Source organism: Lignipirellula cremea (assembly GCF_056501455.1).
Genome location: NZ_CM151415.1, coordinates 2,751,176 through 2,771,408, shown reverse-complemented (window position 1 = coordinate 2,771,408; position 20,233 = coordinate 2,751,176). Strand labels below are relative to the sequence as shown.

The following is a 20,233-nucleotide window of genomic DNA, read 5'->3' as shown; positions in this document are numbered from 1 at the left end:
CAGGGTCGGCAGAGAAGAGACTCTGCGCCCGCGCTCCTCCGATGCCGGAAATCCGCGTTCTGACCGGCGCCCCGTCCGCATAGAATCGAACCGGGGTCGATCGCTCGCGAATCGCGTTCGTCCCGCCTGTCTCGCTCTTCGTCGTCTCGAAAAGGCGCTCTCCTCATGCGTGTCCCGTCGTCCCTGAAGCTCTGCGCGGCGTTCGCGTCGCTCGCGATCGTCTCCGGCGCGTTCGCCGTCGAAACGGCGATCCCCATCGCGGCCGACCCCCGCGACGCCTTGAAGACCTATATCGAGGCGGCGGACGATTCGTACGCCTGGACGGTCCGTCGCAGCGGTTCGATGAACGGCACGGCTTACGCCGAACTGGCCCTCACGTCGCAGACATGGCGCGACACGCCGTGGCGTCACCAGTTGTTCGTGATCTATCCGTCGACGATCGCGCCCGATTGCAAGCACGCGTTCCTCTTCATCGGCGGCGGCTCCTGGCGGGACAGCCTCGGCGAAGCTCCCGGCGACGGCGAAGGACTGCCCGGAGAGGCTCCCTTGTTCGGACGACTGGCCGAGGAGATGCAGACGCCGGTCGCCGTCCTGATGCAGGTTCCCTTTCAACCGATGTACGAGGGGAAGAAAGAGGACGAACTGATCGCCTACACCTTCGAGCAGTACCTCCGCACTCGCGAAGGAGACTGGCCCCTCCTCCTGCCCATGACCAAGGCGGCGGTCAAGGCGATGGACGCCACAATCGAACACGCGGCGACGCGCGACCTGAAGATCGAAACGTTCACCGTCTCCGGCGCCTCGAAGCGAGGCTGGACCACCTGGCTCACCGGAGCCGCCGACAAGCGAGCGACCCATATCGCGCCGATGGTGATCGACGTCCTGAACATGCAGGAGCAGATGAAACTGCACATCGACTCGTGGGGCAAATACTCGCAGATGATTCAGCCCTACACGAACCGCGGACTGCAGAAGGCCCTCGAAAGCGAACTGGGCGACGCGCTCCGGCAGGTCGTCGATCCGTACGCCTACATCGACGAACTGACCGAGCCGAAACTCGTCGTGCTCGGGACGAACGACCCCTACTGGCCCGTCAACGCGGCGAACCTTTACTTCGACGCGCTCCAGGGGCCGAAGTACCTGCTCTACATCCCCAACGCCGGCCACGGCCTGATCGACGGCGACGCGTCGCGCGTCTTCGGCGGCGTGCTGGCCTTCCACCGCGCGGCACGCGGCGCGGCGGAGCTTCCCGTCTGGAACTGGAAGCATGCGGATGCCGAAGAGCAGGCGACGATCGAACTGACCTGGAAGGACAAGCCGATCGCCGTGCGAGTCTGGCGGGCCGAGTCGACCGATCGCGATTTCCGCGACGAACGCTGGAAGTCGGTCGACGTCACCGAATTCGGCGAGGCGGGCGCGACGGTGGAACTCGCTCGTCCGACGTCCGGCTACGCCGCCACCTTCGCGGAAGTCGAATACCCCGGGGTCTCGGTCTTCCCCGCCCGGTTCTCCACCACGATGAAAGTGCTCGGCAGCGACCCCGCCTTCAGCACGCCGTAGCGGACCGTTGCGAGTGACGTCATCGTCTAAGCGGGGGACGAAAGTCGCCCGAGTCCGAAGCGCTGAACGACGATCGCGTCGAAAATCTCGGGGAACTTTCGTTCCCCGCTCAGATAGACGCTCGTCGGCGAATCGATCTTAAAATTCGCCGTACTGCACAGGGCTGGCGTTGTAGTCGTCGAAGTCGGCGAAACGCTCCGGCGCCTTGTCCTCGAAGCGCGTGAAGTCTTTCTTCCAGATCAGTTCGACTTCGCCGACGGGGCCGTTGCGCTGCTTGGCCACGACGATCTGAGCCTGTCCCGCGTACTGCTGCTGGTCGTCGCCGCGGTGGTAGTACTCCTCGCGGTGGACGAACATCACGACGTCCGCGTCCTGCTCGATAGCGCCCGATTCGCGCAGGTGGGAGAGCTTCGGAAGGTTGCCTTCCTTTCCGGCCTCGGCCTGCCGGTTGAGCTGCGCCAGGACCAGCACCGGAACGTTCATCTCGCGGGCTAATCCCTTCAGGCGTCGCGTGATCCGGGCGACCTGCTCCTGCCGGGGATCCTTCGGATTGTCCGGCTCGATCAGTTGCAGGTAGTCGATCACGATCAGGCCGAGCGATTTCTCGCGACGGCGGATGCGGCGGGCCGCGGCGGCGATCTCGGTGACCGTCCGCCCCGGGTTGTCGTCGACGAATAAAGGAGCCTGGCTGACTTCCGCCGCCTTCTCCTTCAGACGCCGACGGTCGTCGTTGGAGATCGACCCGTTTCGCAGACGATGGCCGTTCACCCGCGCGATCGAACAGAGCATGCGCTCGGCTAGTTCGATGCTGGACATTTCGAGCGACACGAACAGCACCGGCGCCTTCTGCAGCAGGACGACGTTCTCCGCGATGTTCATCGCGAAGGCGGTCTTGCCCATACTGGGGCGCGCGGCGAGCACGATCATTTCGGAATTGCGCAGCCCGCCGAGTTGCTGGTCCAGATCCTTGAACCCCGTCTCGACGCTGGCGGCGGTATGCTCGCCCCGCATGCGTGCGTCGATGCGGTCCATCGCCTCGTGCAGGACGTCCTTGATGCTGGCGACCGAGGTGCTGCCCCGCTGGTCGAGGATCGAGAAGATCCGCTGTTCCGCCGAAGCGAGCAGTTCCTTCGCTTCGCCCTTTTCCTCGTAAGCGTCGCGAAGAATCTCCGTCGACGCCGTGATCAGCGAACGATAGGTCGCCTTCTCGCGAACGATGTTGGCGTAGTAGACGGCGTGAGCCGCATGCGGAACGGCCCGCGCCAGCTTCGCCAGGTAGGCCGCGCCGCCGACCGCCTCGAACAGCTTGGAACTCTTGAGCTGATCGACGAGCAACGTGACGTCGATCTTCCGCCCCAGCTCGTACATGTCGAGGATGGTGCGAAACAGCTTGTGGTGGGCGTCGTCGAGGAAGTCCTCGGGCCGCAGGATCAGCGCGACCTCGTCGCAGACTTCCGGCGCGATGATGATGCTGCCCAGCACGCCCTGTTCGGCATCCAGGTTCGACGGCAGCGGCTGATCGAACAGCGCCGGCCCCGTCGCCCCGGACGCGGGCTTCTTGCCGTTCTTGCGAGGGCCGCGATCAGACGAATCTTCAGCCATGACGGTTCCGTCCGTTACGCGTCGGAGAGGGGAGGCCGTCGATCTGCGGACGACGGCTTCTGCGGAGGCTGGAGTCTAACGACCTCCCTCCTCCGCGCTTCGAAGTTCGCGAAGTTTTGCGACGACTCTCTCTAAGCGTCGCGAACTTGCACGCTTGCGGCAAGTCGATTCGTCGCCATTCGTGCTGGAGGATGCGGACAACTCGTCGATGAATGAACGGGCCGCACCGCGTCGCATCTACACGAAAAAAGCGTCGGTCGCGGGACCGACGCTTGCAGCGACCGATGGGGCTTCGACGTTCCGGATCGCGAAAGGACGACACCCTCCGCTCGCCAGGAAACGACGCAACGCCTGAACGAAGCGCCTCAGGCGTCCGTCGGAGCGCTCGGCACGACCCAGACCTTCAGTTCCGTCTCGATCTCCTGGTGCAGGTGGATCCGGACGTTGTACAGGCCGAGTTGCTTGAGCGCGCCATCGAGCCGGATCTGGTCCGGGGTGAGATGGAAGCCCTGCTCCTTAAGGCCCGCGATGATTTCAGGCGAACCGACGCTGCCGTAGAGGTAACCCTCGGCGTTGGCGTTCGCCTCGATGTTGACCGAGATGCGCGAGAGCGACTCGGCCGTGTCGCGGAGGCCCTTCAGGCGGTCGCGCTCGATCTCGAGCAGCTTGGCCCGATGCTTCTCCACCATCCGCTTGTGATGGTCGGTGGCGAGCGTCGCGAGACCCTGCGGAATCAGGAAGTTCTTCGCGTAGCCCGGCTTCACTTCGACGATCTCGCCCTGCTTGCCGAGATGATCGACGTTATGGACGAGCAGGAGTTGAATGCCGCCGTGCGGTCCGCGCGGCAGTCGCTTTTGGGGTCGTTGCTTGGTCGCCATGACTCTCTCCGGTAATCGCCTCGACGGCCTTGAAGCCGCGAGGATGTTCGTCTGCTTCGTAGGTCAGGCATCGCCTGACGGAATTCGATTCTCGCGAGTTCGGATCAGAACGGGATGTCGTCGTCGTAAGCCGGTGCGCCGCCGTATTCGTCGCCGCCGCCGCGGTTCCCCTGGTTCGAGCCGCCGCCGGCTCCTCCTCCGGCCCCGCCGCCCCCGCTGGTACGAGCGGGCCTTCTCGCTCCGCCGCCTCCGCCTCCCCCGCCGCCGCCTTCGCCGCGACCGGAGAGCATCTGCATCCGTTCGCAGGTGACGTGAAGTTTGGAGCGCTTCTGGCCGTCCTTCTCCCACGTGTCGAGCTTGAGACGCCCCTCGATCAGGACCGGCGATCCCTTGCTCAGGTACTCGCCGGCGATCTCCGCCGTGCGACCCCAGAGGGTCACGTCGACGAAGGTCGTCTCCTCGATCCACTCGCCTTGCTGATTCTTCCGGCGATCGTTGACCGCCAGGCCGATTTCCGTGACGGCCATGCCGCCGCCGGTGTATTTCAGATCGATATCGCGGGTGAGATTCCCGACGAGGATTACGCGATTGAAGCTCGCCATGCTGCGTCTCTTGGATGCCGGCTCGGAAAGCGGTCGAAGAGCGAAACGCCGTCCGCTATCGGCAGTCTCGCCCGACCGCCGGACACGTCAGGCGCCCGCCCCGTCAGATCAACTGGCGGTCGCGGCTTCGGCAGGCTGCTCCTCGCCCAGGGTTTGACCCAGGGCGTGGGCGACCAGGGCGTCCTGCAGACGCGGGTCGATCTTGATCGTCAGGTGACGCAGGATCGACTCGTTCAGCCGACAGGCCCGCTCGAACTCGCCCAGCTTGGTCGATTCGATCCGGAAGTAGGCGAGCCAGTACGATCCCTTGCGGTGGCCGTCCACCGGATAGGCCAGCTTCTGCTCGGTCCAGAGACGCGAGGCCAGCGTCTCGCCGCCGGCGCTCGAGATAATCTCGTTGATCTTGTTCGACGTGCCGTGGGGGTCACGCGAAAAGTGATTCGAGTCGAGCAGGAACAGGCACTCGTAGACGTTGGCGGCCAAAACGACGCTCCAGGATAATCGTGTCGAGAGCGCGAAGTCGCGTTTCGACAGCTCTTTTAGGACGTGTGCGAAAGCGGGCCGAAGATGCCGCTATCGCCGATGCGAACGGGAGCGGCGCTTTGCCGGCGGCAGGCGAGACGCCTGACGGTGGCCGCGCGCTCCCGAGAGGGTTTTCGGAAGTTCAGGGAAACCGACCATCATAGCGATTTCGCCCGACCGCGAAAGGCGTTTCCGTTCGCGAGGAAGGAGTTTTTCCGGGGGCGCCGACGATGGCGTTTCAAGGCGCCTCGGCGACCATTTTCCCGTTGAACTTGTTCATGCACGGATCGAGCCCGTCAGCGATCCAGGCGCGGACCGCATCCGCGGCGCTCGCCACCGCCTTCGCGGCGATGTGGCGTTCGTCGTCCGTGAACTTGCCCAGCACGAAGTCCGCCGGATCCCAGCGGGCGGGAACAGGACCGATACCGATCCGGATGCGCGGAACCGCATCCGTCCCCAGCCTCTCGAAGATGCTCTTCAGCCCGTTTTGTCCGCCGGACGATCCCTTGGGACGAATCCGCAGCGTCCCCAGCGGGATGGCGAAGTCGTCGCAGACGATCAGGACGTCGGCCAGTTCGAGCTTATAGAACGCGACCGCGGGCTGAACGCTGCGCCCGCTCAGGTTCATGTAGGTGCCGGGCTTCAGCAGCGCGACCGAAGCGTCCGCTAGGCGACCTTCGTAGAGATCGCCGTCGAACTTATTGCGGGGAGCGGGACTCCCCATCTGCGAGACCAGCAGGTCGATCGCCTCGAACCCGACGTTATGCCGGGTTTCGCGGTACTTCAGCCCGGGGTTGCCGAGACCGACGATCAGTTTCACGGGCGCAGGTCCGCTGGCGGCGGGCGGGAACCAGGCAGCGATCAGCCGGCGAAACACTTTCTTTCGCTCGCTGCAGAGGCGAGGCGCCAGCGGCCGAAACTCGGAGGGCTGATACCCTCCGCTCAAGCCAGCGAACGAACGAAAGCGAGATTACTCCTCGCCGTCCTCGCCCGACTTGCCCTTCTCTTCGATCACTTCGGGCTCGGCGGGACCGGTCGCGACTTCTTCCTCAGCCACAGGAGCCGTGCAGGTGACCACGACCGCCGAGGCGTCGGTCACGAGCTTAGCGCCCTCCGGCAGCTTGATGTCCGACGCGTGCAGCGACTGATTGATATGCAGACCGCTGACGTCGATCGTCAGATCGTCCGGCACGCTCGTCGCGGCACAGGAGATCTGAATCTCGTGCAGAACGAGGGCCACCACGGCGCCTTCGCGAGTCGCGGGCGCTTCGCCCTTGATGTGCACGGGAAGGGACAGCTCCAGCCGCTCGCCCTTGGAGACGCGACCGAAGTCGATGTGCAGGATCTCGACGCCGAGGTAGTCGTACTGCACGTCCTTGATCAGGGCTTCCTGATCGACGCCGCCGGTGAGGGTCACGACGTGAGCGTGCTTCTTCAGCGCGGCGCGGAGGGCGTCGACGCCGACGGAGAGCGAAACGTTCGGCTCGCCATGCCCGTAAAGAATCGCGGGAACCTGGCCCGAATTGCGAATGCGCCGCGAAGAACGACGACCGGACGACTCGCGGAGCGAAACCTGCAGCGCGACGGACATGGACCAGTTCCTGTAGTGGCCGTGGGGCCTTTAGTTGCCGTAGGGCGGCGGCGCCGGTTGCGGTAAGGCAGCAGGGGCCGCCGGGAAGGACGACCGTCCTTCTCGCCCTTACTCAGGCGCTTTAGAATTCCCGACCGCCGGGCGTGAACCCGGAAAACCCGCCATTTTGTCAGGAAACCGCGACTCCGCAACCCCAAGTCGCGGGCGCCCTCGGTAAGTTTCGAGAATCGGCGAGCTCCTGCGTCCGTACCGTTCATTCGCCGCTTCGACGTCGACCCCTGCGAGCATCCATGGCCAAGAAAACCCGCGATTTCGAGTACGTCGAGCCGATCGGAATGCGGGTCGTCGTCCGTAAGGACGAGCCGAAGCGGGAGACGAAGGGGGGCATCGCGCTGCCCGACGCCGCCGAGATTCCGACGATCACGGGACGGATCGTGACGATTTCGACCCAGGTGGAGCGCGACGACGACGTGCCGCTGCGTCAGTACGACAAGATCCTGTTCCACCCGAAGAACGCGATTCCGGTCGACTTCGAGCACGAGAACCAGCTCTTCGTCGTCCCCGTCGACGACGTCGTCGCGGTGTTTCGTCGCGAAAAGCCGGCGACGATGGAAGACTGACCAAGGCGAGCGGAGGGCGTAAGCCCTGCATGGTCCGTTCGATCGTCGCGTCGGAGACACGGAGGGCTCACGCCCTCCGCTCGCCAGAAACTGCGCTCGCCGAGAAGCTGCGTGCGCTAGTCTTGGTTCAGCAACTGCCCTTCCATCTCGTTGAACATGGCCGAGATGGAGAGGTCGTGGTGGATCCGGCGGATCGCCTCGCCCAGCAGGCGGCTGACCGAGAGCTGCTTCAGCTTCGAGCCCAGCCGGTTCCGCTTGTCGGGCGAGAGCGGAATCGTGTCGGTGATGACGATGCTCTGCACCGGCGCCGCCATCAGGCGCTCCACGGCCTTGCCGCAGAGCACCCCGTGCGTGGCGGCGATGTGGATCTCCCGCGCTCCGTACTGGTGCACGATGTTCGCGGCCGCGCAGATCGAACCGGCGGTGCTGATCATGTCGTCGAAGATCAGCGCGACCTTGCCCTCGACGGGGCCGCCGATGATGTTCTCCGACTGAATGACGGTCGAGCTCTTGCGGACCTTGTCCACGATGGCGAGCGCGCCGCCCAGGCGATCCTTGTGCTTGAGCGTCCGCTTGATGCTCCCCTCGTCCGGGCTGACGATGACCAGATCCTCCTGCGGGATGTTCATCTGCAGGAAGTGCTCGTCGATGCAGGCCGCCGCGTAGAGATGATCGACCGGAACGTCGAAAAAGCCCTGAATCTGGGCCGCGTGCAGGTCCAGCGCCAGAACCCGGTCGGCGCCCGCGCGGGTGATCAGGTTCGACACGAGCTTCGCGGTGATCGGGACGCGACCTTCGTCCTTGCGATCCTGCCGGGCGTAGCCGAAGTAGGGAATCACCGCCGTCACCCGCGAAGCGCTCGCGCGCTTGCAGGTGTCGATCATGATCAGCAATTCCATCAGGTGATCGTTCACCGGCGGACAGGTCGGCTGCACCAGGAAGACGTCGTGTCCGCGGACGTCTTCGATCTTGCAGGAGTTCTCGCCGTCGGGGTGATTGCCCAGACGGACGTCGCCCATGTCGAGATGCAGCTCGGCGGCGATGCTCTTCGTCAGGGGGATGTTGGCCCGACCGCTGAAGATCTTGAGACCGCGCATTGAATTTCCTGACCTAGCGCCTGGGGCTCCAGGCCGATTCCGAGCTTGAAGTTTCGAGTCGACCGGCGTTCGCGGGATCGAATGACCCGCTTACGCGCTCGCCTCCGCACGCAGACGCTCTTCGACGATCGCGAGTTCTTCCGGCGTGTTGACGCTGAACGCTTCGACCGGCTTCAGGCAGGCGAGCGCGTCGACCTGGTCTCCCACCTCCCGCAGAATGGCGGGGCAGTCCGTCACATAGTACTCGCTCTGGCTGTTGTCGTTTTTGAGCTGATCGAGGGCGAACAGCAGCGGCTGGGCGTCGAAGACGTAGAGGCTCATGTTGACCTCCCGGATCGCCCTTTGCTCGGGGGTCGCGTCGCGTTCTTCGACGATTCCCAGAAATCGCCCCGCGTCGTCGCGCACGATCCGCCCCAACCCTGTGGGATCGTCCTTCACGAGCGTCCCGAGCAGGCACGCCAATCCGCGGCGCTCGCGCTCGGCGATCAGCCGGGCGACCGATTCGCTCTGCAGCATGGGCGAATCGCCTGCGACGACCACGACCGAGCCGCTGGCCCGTTCGATCGCAGCGCGAGCGCACTGAACGGCATGGCCGGTCCCGTGCTGCGGATCCTGCAGAAAGCTTTCCACGGCGGGCTGCGTTCGCCCCGCGAGCGCTTTCCGGACGTCGTCTGCGCGATAGCCGACGACCACGGCTGCCTGTCCCACGCCCGCGTCAGCGAGAGCGTCCAGGACGTAGTCGACCAGCGGACGCCCGAGCGCCTCGCACAGCACCTTCGGCGTTTCGGAACGCATCCGCGTTCCCTTGCCGGCTGCGAGAACGACCGCGAGTGGGCTGGACATCATCGAGAAATTCGTCGGACCGCTGACGATCTGCCGGCTCGGCACGATCTGGGACGGGCAAGACGGAACGAGCCGTCGTCAGGTCCGCAGACCGCCGGGCCAAAGTCCGACGATCGCAGAGCGCTCCGTCCGCAAACGGTCATTGTTTCGCGCTCGCGTCCCGTCTGCCAGTAGAGAGGGACCCGATTCCCCCGGACCGCGTTCGCGCACGGCCCGTTCCCGCTCGCGAAGCCTTCGTCGCGAAACGGGCCGCCTCAGACGACGGCGAGCGATTCGCCGGTCGTCGCGATCGCGAGCGCGCCGCGGCAACAGGCGACGAGCTGCGCGGCTTCCGAACCGCCGTCGATCGGCGTGAAACTGCTGCTGGCGGTAACGTCGACCGGCCGCGAACCGGCGATTTCCACCGGGTGCGAGAGGCTCTCGCGAAGCCGTTCGACCGCGGCTGGCGCGTCGTCCGTCGCGAGGTCCGTCAGAAAGAGCACGAACGTATCGCGATCGAAGCGAGCGACATGATCCCCGCCGCGCATCGCGGCCTTGAGGCTTTCGGCGCTTCGCAGCAGCACGGTCTCCGCCGCCCGAAAGCCGCGTTCGGAGAGGATGTCGCCGAAGCGATCGATCCGCAGCATCGCCAGGCAGGTCGTCCCCGGCTTCGAACGGAGCGTCGCCAGGCGAATCTTCAGGTCGTCGAGGAACGCCGCGCGGTTGGGCAGTCCCGTGATCGGATCGACGGACTCGTCGACGACGACCGACGGCTCGGATGCCGCCCGAACCTGTACGGGGAGTTCCGGCGGCGCTTCGTCGAAAGTCAGCAAGGCTCCGCTGCGAAGGCGAACGCCGACGCTCGGGCCGCGTCGCTTGGACTCCTCCAGGCAATCGTCCGCGCGGCGGAGCCAGTCCGCGGGCGAGTCGGTTCGATTCGCCTCGGCCAGGCCGGCGCTCGCCGTGGTTCGCAGGCCGTCCGCGACCTGAATGGCATCGATTCGCGAGCGAATCCACTCCGCGCGAAGCCGCGCCCGATCGACGTCCCAGCCTTGAAAGACGACGGCGAACTCCGCCTCTCCGCTCCGCGCGGCGAAGAATTCGTCGGTGTCGCCTACGCCTATCGCCTTCGCGACCGCCCGCAGATAGGCCTCGTGAGCCGCCGGTCCGTGCGCGGCAGTCAGCCGATGAAGATCGATCAACTCGATTTTCATCAGGGCGGTCGGTTCGTTCGTGTCGCGCAGTTCGCCGAGGCGCCGTTCGAGTTCGATCTCGAGCCCGGTGCGATTGGGTAGCTCCGTGACGGCATCGGTTCGCGCGGCCCGGGCATGATCCTCCAGGGCCTCCGACTGCTGGCGAAGCTTGTCCTCGGAGTCCTTCAGCTTGGTCCGCATCGCGTCGCTGACCCGACTGATCTGCTCGACGGCGACCAGCACTTCGTCGGCGCCGACGTTCGGCTTTCGGTCTTCCAGACCGCCCGAGATCGCCTGGACCTGTCCGTCGTATTCGTCGACGTCGCGGGCGAGTTTCGTCGCCAGTTCCTGCAAAGCAGCGATCGAACGCTTCTGGGCGACCTGCAGTCGAAGCGAACGGAGATGCAGCGCCAGCGCGGCGACGCCGAGCAGGAACAGCAGAATCCCGAGCGAGAGATAAAGAAGAGACTGCATAGGTCGCCCGAATGAAAAGGTCGATGCGGAAAAGTACATCGCTCTCCTCCCGCAATTCGGACCGGCGCCGCCTGACCATCAATCTTCCGGCGCCCGGAATCCGACCGACCCGCGAACGTAACGAATACGCCGGCGGTAGGGACGGCGCGGGCCCGGCAGCCCCCCATGACAGGGAGCGCCATATTCGCGTTCCGGACGCGCGGCTACCTTAAGAGCCCTGCCGAAGATGAACCGAGGAGCGGAATCGCCGGCGTTTTGGAAGCTTCCCCGAGAAATCTCCGAAGCCGCCGCGCTGCCGGCTGTGCCTCGATCCCCTGAATTCGAAACTGCGGACCATGCGCGTCGTCCTTTGTTATCAGGCGGAAGAGCGTCACTGTCGCCGCATCCGCGAGGCGTTCCCGGACGTCGCAGTCGTCAACGCGGGACAGGAAGGCGTCGCCCGCGAGCTGTTCGACGCGGACGTCTTCTTCGGTCATGCGAAGGTGCCCGTCGACTGGGAAGGCGTCGTCGCGAAGGGCCGCCTGCGGTGGATCCAGTCATCCGCCGCGGGCCTCGATCACTGCCTGGTCCCGAGCGTGATCGAGTCGGACATTCCCGTCGCGAGCGCCTCCGGACTGTTCGCCGACCAGGTAGCGGAGCAGACGCTCGCGTTGGCGCTCGGCCTGATCCGGTCGATGCCCGTCTTCTTCCGGGCTCAGCAGGCGCGGGAGTACGTCCGCCGACCGACGTCCGACCTGCACGGCAAGACCGTGGCGATCCTCGGGTTCGGCGGCAACGGCAGGCGGCTGGCCGAGGTGCTGCAGCCGTTCCGCGTGCGAATCATGGCGACCGACTACTACCCGGTCGAGAAGCCCGATTACGTCGAATCCCTCTTCCCCGTCGAGCGGACGGACGAAGCGCTGTTCGACGCCGACCTCGTGATCGTGACGCTGCCGCTGTACGAGCGGACGCAGAAGTTCGTCGACGCGGGTCATTTCGCGGCGATGAAGCCGGGCGCCTTCTTCGTCAACGTCGCCCGGGGTCAGGTGGTCGACGAAGCGGCGCTGATCGACGCGCTCGCGTCAGGAAAGCTGGCCGGCGCCGGGGTCGACGTCGCCGAGGTCGAACCGTTGCCCGCGGAGAGTCCGCTCTGGGCGATGCCGAACGTTCTGATCACGCCCCACGTCGGCGCGCAGTCCGCGCGACGCATCGACGACGCGACCGACCTGTTCCTCTACAACTTCGAGCGGTTCCTGCGCGGCGAACCGATCCTGAACCTGGTCGATAAGGAGCTCGGCTTCCCTCACCCGTCGGTGCGTTACCGCAAGGAGACTCACCGGCTTCGCGATTACGAATCGTGAGACATATCCGTAGGGCTGTCGCCCTACATGCGGAGGCTCACTCGTCGTACGCGGCGGCGTGATAGCGGCGACCGCTGCGGCGTCGGGGCGCGCGGTGAAACTCCGGCACGGGACGGGAGCGTCCGCCGGTCTCCCCTTCGACGAACCAGTAGCCCGACAGCATCTTGTAGAAGAACAGGATGATGAAGGCGCCGATCGTCGCGGCGACGAAGCCGATGGGGCTGATCGGCGTGATCCGCGCGCCCTCGGAGAAGTAGGAGAGCGTGCCGCAGCCGATCACGGCGCCGCCGATCCCCATCATCAGCGTGGCGAGCGCGCCGCCCGGGTCGCGACCCGGCATGATCGCTTTCGCGCAGAGGCCCGTGAGCGTGCCGAAGCCGATCCACGTCAGCACGTCCTGCATCCACTGCTGCAGGAGCGAGAACGTTCCTGGATCCTCCGGCAACGGCATCGCGGGTCTTTCCGATTCGCAGGGCGCGACCGCTCGCGATCCCTGCGAGCGCAACGTCCCCTCTCGGTTACCCATCGACGGGAACCGGAGGAATCTTGAGCGATATCCGGCGAGCGGAGGGTGTAAGCCCTCCGTGTCCCAAGCCTCTGCGGGGAGCTTATGGAGCGTCCCAGTCCCCTTCGACCGGCGGCATTTCGGATTCCACCGTCGCGCCGGGGGAGGGAAGTTCCTCCTCGGTCGCCGTCGTGCCGAAGCCGGGCACGTAGCTATTCCATCCGGAGAAGACTTCCGGAGTCTTACATCCCGCCAGCGAGACGCCGAGCGAAAGCCCGACCAGATAGACGGAGATGCGGCGCATAGGAACAGCGACGAAGAAAGGGACAGCGACTGCTGTCCCTTAGCTTCGGATCGTGCCGGTCGTCCGCTGCACAGAAACTCCCGCCGCCCCCCGCAGGGACCGCATCGCCGGCGACGGCGACCGCGACGCGGCGATGGCGATCGCTCGCCTACGCTCCGCCAGGTTCGGGTGCATGCGCGCCGACCAGCGTTCCGCCGCCGTACGTCGCTTCGTCGACCTCTTCCTCGGTCGGAACGTGCTGCGGATCGCCTTCGTCCCACGGGTAATCCCGCATGAAGACCGCCGCATAGATGAGGTAGACGACCGGAACCTGGAGCAGGCACAGGACCGTCGTCACCATCAGGCCGAACACCAGGCTCGTCGCCATCGGGATGACCAGTTGGGCCTGGAACGAGCGTTCCAGCAGGATCGGCGCGAGACCCGCGATCGTCGTGAAGCTGGTCAGCAGGATCGGACGCAGTCGGGTGCGGCCCGCATCGAGCAACGCCTTCTTCAGCGGCTTCCCTTCCGCCACGTTCATGTTGATGAAGTCGACCAGCACGATCGAATCGTTGACCACGACGCCCGACAGCGCGACCAGCCCGAACATGCTGAACATCGTGAAATCGAGGCCCATGATCATGTGGCCGAGGATCGCGCCGATGATGCCGAACGGGATCGCGAACAGGATCATCATCGGTTGAAAGTACGATCGGAACTGCACCGAGAGCAGGACGTACATCGCGAGCGAGGCCATGGCGAACCCGAACGCGAGGCTCGCGAACGACTCGCTGGTCTGCTCGGCCTGGCCGCCCCACTCCGCCGAAACGCCCGGTCGCTTCTCCAGTTCGTCCGCCAGCCAGTTCGCCTTGAAGTCGTCGATCACGTCCTTGGAGTTCGCCTCGTTCGTATCGATCTCGCCGAAGACGGTGATCGCACGACGCTGGTTCAGGCGATTGATTTCGGAGTAGCCCCGCTCGACGGCGACTTCGGCCACTTCGGAAATCGGATACTGCCTTCCGTCGTCGCCTCGGACGTACAACTCGTTGAGTTGCACGATCGATCCCCGGTCCTTCTCCGGCAGACGAACCATGATCTTCACTTCATGGCGACCGCGTTGAATTCGCTTCGCCTCGGCGCCGTAATAGGCCGAGCGGACGGTCTGCGCGATCCGCTCCAGCGTGATGCCGAGCGTCTGGGCCCGATCCTTCACGGAGATCTGGAACTCCCAGTTCCCGGTGCGCGAGTCGTCGCGCACGTCGAAGACGCCCGGGTACGTCGCCAGCTTGGCCTTGGCCTCTTCGGCGAAGGCCTCCAACTCGGGGAAGTTCTCCGAGTCGCCCAGGATCTTGAATTCGATCCCTCCGCCCGGCGGCCCCATCTGCGGCGCCTGGAACGTCAGACGCTCGGCGCCGGGAAACGAGCCGGCGATCTCGCGCCAGCGGCGCTCGATCTCCATCGATGAGATCTTCCGCTCGGTCGAGGGCCGCAACTCCACGGAAACGCGACCAGTGTTGGCGCCTTCCAGTTGCTCCGCCGGTCCGCCCGGCGACGAAACGCCGGCGGAACCCGCCGTGCGATGGACGACGTCGTAGACCGGCTTCCCGTCGTTCTGCGCGAGCAGTTCCTCGTTCAGTTGCCAGAAGGCCTCTTCGATCTGCTCGACCGCTGCGGCCGTATAGGCTCCCGGCGTTCCGTCCGGATAGACGATCGTCGCCTCGACGACCTGCGAGTCCAGCTTCGGAAACCCGTCGAACTTGACGAAGCCGCCGGAGATGACTCCGGCACAGATCGCGATCAGGCCGAACGAACCTGCCATGAAGGTCATCGGGTTGTTCAGGCTCGTCCGGAGAACCGGCGCGTAGACGTATTCGACGAACGCGTCGAGAGCCTTCGTCACTCGCGGGCGTAGCCAGTCCATCAGCCACTTAAGCGGGAACAGGACCGTCTCCAGCGCCCAGACGACCGGGTTCTTCGCGTGATAGAGATGGCACGGCAGGATGACCGACGCCTCGACCAGCGAGATCAGCAGCATCGAGATGATCGCCAGCGGCATCACCGCGATGAACTTGCCCATCACGCCCGAAACGAACGCGAGCGGCAGGAAGGCGATCACCGTCGTCATGACGGACGCCCAGATCGAAGGCACGACCTCCACCGCTCCGTCGAGCGACGCCTGGAAGAGCGATTTGCCCATTTCGCGGTGACGATAGACGTTCTCTCCGATGACGATCGCGTCGTCGACGACGATGCCGACGGCCATCAGGAACGAGAACATCGTCAGCATGTTCAGCGTCTGCCCGAAGCCGAGCATCACGATGCCCGCTCCGAACAGCGAGATCGGAATACCGAGCGCGACCCAGAACGCCAGGCGAAATTCCAAAAAGAGCGCGAGCGCCAGGAAGACCAGAAGCATCCCGCTGGCGCCGTTCCAGATGAGCATGTCGAGCCGGTCCTGCACGTCGACCGACTGGTCGCGCCAGTACAGCAGTTCGTACCCCGGAATCTCCCGCTGCGCGATGTACTCGCGGACGTCGACCGCCATCTCGATCAGGTCTTCGGCCTTCGACCGGTCGACCGAAACGACCAGGCCCGGGCGTCCGTTGACGTAGCTCACGGCGGTCGAATCGACGAAGGCGTCCTTCACGTTCGCCAGTCGCGCCAGCGGGATCTTGTCTCCCCCGCCGTTCGCGGAAACCATCAGCTCTTCGAGTTCCGAGCCGACGGTTCGCTTCTCCCGTCCGCGAACGAGAATCTCCTGCGACTCGGTCTTGATGGCGCCGCCAGGAAGTTCCAGGTTCTCCGCCCCGATCGTGCGCGCGACGTCTTCCAGCGTCAGGTCGTACTCGCGGAGCGTCGACTGCGGAATCTCGACGTCGATCTGATAGTCTCGCGAGCCGACGACGATCGCCTGCGATACGGACGGAAGTTGCAGGATCTCTTCGCGGATCTGCTCGGAAACCGCGCGCAGCCGCAGTTCCAGGTCGAGCGGATCCATGTCCGGCGTGCGATCGAACGCCTCCACGACGCCGACGCGAATCGCCGGCTCGCGGAAGATGATCTGCTGGATCTCCGGATCCTCGGCCAGATCCGGAAAGCTCGGGATCCGGTCGATCGCAGCGCGGACGTCATCCAGAATCTTCTGAACGTCGGTCCGCTCGCGACATTCGAGCACGAGGAAGCCGGAGCCCTCGCGGGCGATGGCGGTCTGCTTCTTGATCCCCTCGATGCCCCGGCAGGCTTCCTCGATCTTCTGAACGATGCCGTCTTCGACTTCCGCGGGACTCGCCCCCGGATAAGGCACCGAAACCAGAATGATCTCGAGTTCGAACTCCGGGAACACCTCGCGCTGCATGCGATACAGCGACGCGAACCCGACGAGGAGCAACCCCATCGTCAGGATGTTCATCGCGGGGTTGTTCTTGATCGCCCAGGCGATGATGGTTCTCATGGCGCGACGTTGACGGCCATGCCGTCCGCAGGATTGACCAGGGGAGAGACGACCGCCTGAGCGCCCGCGGCGACGCCGCCGCGCCGTCCGTCGATGATCGCGACGCCGTCCTGCACTTGCACGACGTCCACCGGGCGGGAAACCAGTTTCCCTTCCTCGACGAACCAGACCCGCTTGCCGGGCTGAATCGCACGTTCCGGCAACGAAAAGAGTTCGAGGTCGGGATTCGCGTGAATCCGCACCTCGACGAACATGTTGCGAAGCAGTTCCCGCGGTCCCGCGACGGAAGCGGCGTCAGGCGCGTCGCTCGTCGGGGCGCCGGGATCGTCGACGACGATGACGCAGGGAATCGTACGCGTGCGCTCCTCCAGTCCCGCCCCGTCGTAACGGGTCAGGACGCCTTCCCACGAGAAGCGGCGCCCCATCAACTCGTACGTGACGGTCGTGGGCGTCGCCGGGACGCTGGCGGAGAAGGGCGAATCGGTCGCGGTCCCCGACGCCTGCTGCCAGACCCAGAAAAGCTGGTCCATCCGCAGCCGGCAGCGGACCTCCATCTTCGACGAGTCTTGAATGGTGAAGAGATTGGTTCCGGGCTGGACGTAGGCGTTGTCCTCGACCAGATCCTCGACGACGACCCCGGTGGTCGGCGCGACGATCTTGGTACGCGTCAGATCGAGTTCGATGTCTTCCAGGCGGCTCTTGGCCAGATCCCTCGCGAACTTCGCGCTCTGCTGGCGGACTTTCATCTGCGACAGTTGCTGTTCCAGTTGCAGATGCGCGTTCTTCGTCGTGTTGATCGCCTGCGACTGCTTGTCGATATCGCCTTGCGTCGAGACGCCCGATCGCCGCCAGCGCTCGAGTTCCGCCTCCGCTAGCCGGACCTGGTCCTTCGCGATCTGGACGAGACCTTCGGTCGACTGAATCTGCACCGCCAGTTCGTCGAGCGCCGCATCCGCTTGGGAGATTTCGAACTCTGCCCGCTGCTCCTCCAGACGCAAGTCGCGGTCGTCGATCTCGATCAGGACCTGTCCCTTCTCGACCCGGAAGCCTTCGCGACATTCCTTGCACTTGAACGCGACGCGTCCGGCGACCTCCGACGGAACCGCGATGTCCTGCACCGGCGTCACCACGCCGTCGGCGACGATATCGAAGCTGCCGTCGTAAGGCGTCAGCGCCGCGACCTCGACCGAGGGCGTCTGATCCCCCGGATCCAGCGTCTCGGGCGTCGCCTTCATGGCGTACAGCGAGAACGCCAGGGCGCACGCGCCGCCGATGACTACGAGCGGAGTCAAAAACTGGAGCAGCCGTTTCGCGACGACCGGAGCGCCCATCGTTCGCAACCTATGACTCAGAGCTTTCGGTCTTCTCCGCGAACCCGACTTCGGCTTCCGCGGGAAGAATGACGTTCAGGATGTTCAGCGTTTTCGGCAACGGAAGCAGGGGGAATCCCCCACGCGACCTCCCGCCGCAGGGTCAGGCGTCTCATGTTCACCGGGCGCTGGCGCCCCATGTTCCACGGACGCCGGCGTGCCATGTTCGATGCGCGTCGGCGCTTCTGGTTCGCGAATTAGTCACCGCGACCGCTTGCCGCATGTCACGCCTCGGCTCCCCGACCCGTCGGCCGTGGATCGGCCACGGAGGGTTTCGGAGGCGCAGAGGGCTCGTGCTGCTCAGGCGGCGGCAGGGCGTATCCGCGCAGGGCCGATCGCGAGAATTCGAAAATGTGATCGGCGACGCGCTCGGACGTGAACTCACGCGACAGTTCGGCTTCGTCGTGCATCTTCCGAACGATGTGCTCGCCCACACGATAAAAGAGGCACTGCCCGAGGATGCTGTAACCCAGGCGATGCACGTCCGCCACGGACGGCTTCTCGCCGACGAATTCCCGCACGATGCCCGTCAGCAGCGTGAACATCGGGCGAAAGAACTCTTCGAACAGAGGCTCCATAATCCCGGTCGGCTGAACGAGCTCCCGCAGCAGGAGTTCGTGCTCCCACCGCGTGCGGTCGTCCGGCTCGAACAGGCGCTGGAGCATCGATCGCAGAAAGCCGCGAAGCTTTTCTTCCGGCGGTTGATCGGGCTCGAACGGAGGAAGCGGCGTCTGCCGCACCCGGCAGCGATGCGCGTGCGAAAAGGTCTCGAAGTAGAGCTTTTCCTTGTCGCCGAAGTAGTAATTAACGCTCGCGACGTTCGCCCCCGCCGAAGCGCAGATCTCCCGCACGGTCGCCTGGGCGAACCCCTTTTCCGCGAAAATCGGGCCGGCAGCCTGAATCAGCCGCCCGCGGACATCGTCGCCGTCGAACATCGTTTCCCGCAGAGAGGTCGCCTTCGCCGCTAGGCGAACGCTCGCTTCAAACGCACGTTCCAAACACTTGTTTCGGTGCAATCATGCATCGAATCAGCGTGTTTTTCAAGTTCGATTGCGCTAGAATTTCGGCAGAGTGAATTCAGGTAAGCTGCGCGAACGGCTGTTCCGCCGATCGCTAGGACTGCCGGCGACCCCGCAGCGCCTGGAAAGCGTTCACTTCTTGAGACGCTTGAGCCGCTCGAAACCGTCCCTCTGCCTGCTGACTGCGGAGGCGAAGCATGGAAAGCTCGAACGACAAACTGCGGCGCCGCCTCGCTTCCGAGGCCGCGAAGTTGATCGTGCAAGGCATCGAAACCGACTTCCATCGGGCCCGGGTGCGCGCCGCCCGACGGATCGGAATGCGGTGGGTTCGCGAGGAGGCGTTTCCGTCGAACCATGAAGTTCGTCGGGAGATCCACGCCCACAACGAACTGGTCGACTCCCGCTCGCTGGCCGGACAGGCGACGACGCGGCTGGAGAGCGCCTGGGAAACGCTCGAGGCGCTCCGGCCGTTCGACGCCTACGTCGTCCGGCGGGATCTCGACTGGAAACGCCGGGCGGACGAGCCGATCGCGGTGCGCGTGCCGTCCGACGATCCGCAGGCCGTCTGGGATGCCCTGCGACGGAGTCGCTTCGTCTTCGAGACCTCCGCCACGACCGTCGACGGCCGCAGCGTCTACCACGCGGCGCTCCCCCTGCAAGTGACGGTCGACGTCCTCGTCGCAGCGGAAGCGGGCGGAATCAGCGACGACGATCGCGCGCGTCATCGCGTCGACGCGACGGAAGCCCGCCGGATCCTGGACGATCTGGCCGTCGCGCGCCCGTCCGGACGTGCTAGCGAAACGGCGCCGCGAGCGGATCGCTTCGATCGCTACCGTTCGCTGCTGCTGCCGCTCGAAGAGATCCGTCCGCCTCGTCGCGAACATCCCGAAGGCGACCTGCTCTATCACGCCCTGCAGACGTTCGAGCTTCTGCGAGCCGCGGCTCCCCACGACGAGGAACTCCTGGTCGCGGGTCTGCTCCACGACGTCGGCGCCGGCCTCGCTGACGAAGATCCGCTGACCGCCGCGCTCGAAGAACTCCGTCCGATCGTCACGCCGCGAACGCTGCGTCTGCTCGAGAAGATGCCCGCGATGCATGCGTACTTCGACGGAACGCTCGGCGCGCGTGCCCGTCGACGGCTCGAGTCGGACGAAGACTTCGACGATCTGAAGCTTCTGCGCGAAGCCGATCTCGACGGACGTCAGCCCGGCGCCGCCGCGCCCGAGTTGGACGACGCGCTCGATTTTCTGCGCGAGCTGGCGCAGGAAGACGAAACCTGGAGATAGCGAAGCGCCTCTGCGATT

Annotated in this window: 18 protein-coding genes; 4 read left to right on the top strand and 14 right to left on the bottom strand. The window is 65.1% G+C overall.

Features of this window, described 5'->3' with window-relative positions; genetic code table 11:
* The first annotated feature begins 165 nt into the window (after nt 1–165).
* A complete protein-coding gene (locus SH602x_RS10880) occupies nt 166–1,560 on the top strand; it encodes a PhoPQ-activated pathogenicity-related family protein (RefSeq protein WP_479476813.1) in 1,395 nt (464 codons plus the stop codon).
* Between the two features lie 138 nt (nt 1,561–1,698).
* Here the strand turns inward: SH602x_RS10880 and dnaB are convergent, their stop codons facing one another.
* From dnaB to SH602x_RS10850, 6 genes are all read right to left on the bottom strand, one after another.
* Nucleotides 1,699–3,162 (bottom strand): replicative DNA helicase, encoded by a 1,464-nt coding sequence (dnaB, locus tag SH602x_RS10875; protein ID WP_479476812.1) that lies wholly within the window; start codon nt 3,160–3,162, stop codon nt 1,699–1,701.
* A gap of 365 nt (nt 3,163–3,527) precedes the next feature.
* The gene (rplI, locus tag SH602x_RS10870; RefSeq protein ID WP_479468422.1) at nt 3,528–4,040 is read right to left on the bottom strand and encodes a 50S ribosomal protein L9; all 513 of its coding nucleotides are present in this window, start codon (nt 4,038–4,040) and stop codon (nt 3,528–3,530) included.
* A gap of 104 nt (nt 4,041–4,144) precedes the next feature.
* Nucleotides 4,145–4,642: a single-stranded DNA-binding protein gene (gene ssb / locus SH602x_RS10865; RefSeq protein WP_479476811.1), complete on the bottom strand. Its 498-nt coding sequence runs from the start codon at nt 4,640–4,642 to the stop codon at nt 4,145–4,147.
* Between the two features lie 108 nt (nt 4,643–4,750).
* Nucleotides 4,751–5,125 carry a 30S ribosomal protein S6 gene (gene rpsF / locus SH602x_RS10860; RefSeq protein WP_479476810.1) on the bottom strand — a complete coding sequence of 125 codons (375 nt, stop codon included), beginning with the start codon at nt 5,123–5,125 and terminating at the stop codon, nt 4,751–4,753.
* A gap of 277 nt (nt 5,126–5,402) precedes the next feature.
* Nucleotides 5,403–6,041 (bottom strand): aminoacyl-tRNA hydrolase, encoded by a 639-nt coding sequence (gene pth / locus SH602x_RS10855; protein ID WP_479476809.1) that lies wholly within the window; start codon nt 6,039–6,041, stop codon nt 5,403–5,405.
* 93 nt (nt 6,042–6,134) lie between these two features.
* Entirely contained in the window at nt 6,135–6,755 is a 621-nt protein-coding gene (locus tag SH602x_RS10850) for a 50S ribosomal protein L25 (RefSeq protein WP_479476808.1), read from the bottom strand.
* Nucleotides 6,756–7,045: 290 nt separating this feature from the next.
* Between SH602x_RS10850 and SH602x_RS10845 the strand changes: the two genes are divergently transcribed.
* Nucleotides 7,046–7,375, top strand: coding sequence for a co-chaperone GroES (locus tag SH602x_RS10845; RefSeq protein WP_479468427.1), 330 nt, complete (start codon nt 7,046–7,048; stop codon nt 7,373–7,375).
* 116 nt (nt 7,376–7,491) lie between these two features.
* On the opposite strand, the gene SH602x_RS10840 is transcribed toward SH602x_RS10845, so the two are convergent.
* The 3 genes from SH602x_RS10840 to SH602x_RS10830 form a co-directional block, all read right to left on the bottom strand.
* Nucleotides 7,492–8,472: a ribose-phosphate diphosphokinase gene (locus SH602x_RS10840; RefSeq protein WP_479468428.1), complete on the bottom strand. Its 981-nt coding sequence runs from the start codon at nt 8,470–8,472 to the stop codon at nt 7,492–7,494.
* A gap of 90 nt (nt 8,473–8,562) precedes the next feature.
* Nucleotides 8,563–9,315 carry an NTP transferase domain-containing protein gene (locus tag SH602x_RS10835; RefSeq protein ID WP_479476807.1) on the bottom strand — a complete coding sequence of 251 codons (753 nt, stop codon included), beginning with the start codon at nt 9,313–9,315 and terminating at the stop codon, nt 8,563–8,565.
* A 254-nt stretch (nt 9,316–9,569) separates the two neighbouring features.
* Nucleotides 9,570–10,961, bottom strand: coding sequence for a diguanylate cyclase domain-containing protein (locus SH602x_RS10830; protein WP_479476806.1), 1,392 nt, complete (start codon nt 10,959–10,961; stop codon nt 9,570–9,572).
* Nucleotides 10,962–11,296: 335 nt separating this feature from the next.
* Between SH602x_RS10830 and SH602x_RS10825 the strand changes: the two genes are divergently transcribed.
* The gene (locus SH602x_RS10825) at nt 11,297–12,301 is read left to right on the top strand and encodes a D-2-hydroxyacid dehydrogenase (RefSeq protein WP_479476805.1); all 1,005 of its coding nucleotides are present in this window, start codon (nt 11,297–11,299) and stop codon (nt 12,299–12,301) included.
* A 37-nt stretch (nt 12,302–12,338) separates the two neighbouring features.
* On the opposite strand, the gene SH602x_RS10820 is transcribed toward SH602x_RS10825, so the two are convergent.
* The 5 genes from SH602x_RS10820 to SH602x_RS10800 all read right to left on the bottom strand — a co-directional run bounded on the left by SH602x_RS10820 (nt 12,339) and on the right by SH602x_RS10800 (nt 18,908).
* Nucleotides 12,339–12,752, bottom strand: coding sequence for a GlsB/YeaQ/YmgE family stress response membrane protein (locus tag SH602x_RS10820; RefSeq protein ID WP_479476804.1), 414 nt, complete (start codon nt 12,750–12,752; stop codon nt 12,339–12,341).
* Between the two features lie 157 nt (nt 12,753–12,909).
* The gene (locus SH602x_RS10815) at nt 12,910–13,110 is read right to left on the bottom strand and encodes a hypothetical protein (RefSeq protein ID WP_479476803.1); all 201 of its coding nucleotides are present in this window, start codon (nt 13,108–13,110) and stop codon (nt 12,910–12,912) included.
* A 148-nt stretch (nt 13,111–13,258) separates the two neighbouring features.
* Nucleotides 13,259–16,540: an efflux RND transporter permease subunit gene (locus tag SH602x_RS10810; RefSeq protein ID WP_479476802.1), complete on the bottom strand. Its 3,282-nt coding sequence runs from the start codon at nt 16,538–16,540 to the stop codon at nt 13,259–13,261.
* Entirely contained in the window at nt 16,537–17,871 is a 1,335-nt protein-coding gene (locus tag SH602x_RS10805) for an efflux RND transporter periplasmic adaptor subunit (RefSeq protein ID WP_479476801.1), read from the bottom strand. Before SH602x_RS10805 ends, SH602x_RS10810 begins: the two co-directional genes overlap by 4 nt.
* Before the next feature lie 263 nt (nt 17,872–18,134).
* Nucleotides 18,135–18,908, bottom strand: a complete 774-nt coding sequence (locus SH602x_RS10800; RefSeq protein WP_479476800.1) for a CerR family C-terminal domain-containing protein — start codon at nt 18,906–18,908, stop codon at nt 18,135–18,137.
* A 218-nt stretch (nt 18,909–19,126) separates the two neighbouring features.
* On the opposite strand from SH602x_RS10800, the gene SH602x_RS10795 reads away from it, so the two are divergent.
* Complete coding sequence (locus SH602x_RS10795) at nt 19,127–20,215, top strand: hypothetical protein (protein WP_479476799.1); 1,089 nt, start codon at nt 19,127–19,129, stop codon at nt 20,213–20,215.
* The last annotated feature ends 18 nt before the right edge of the window (nt 20,216–20,233 follow it).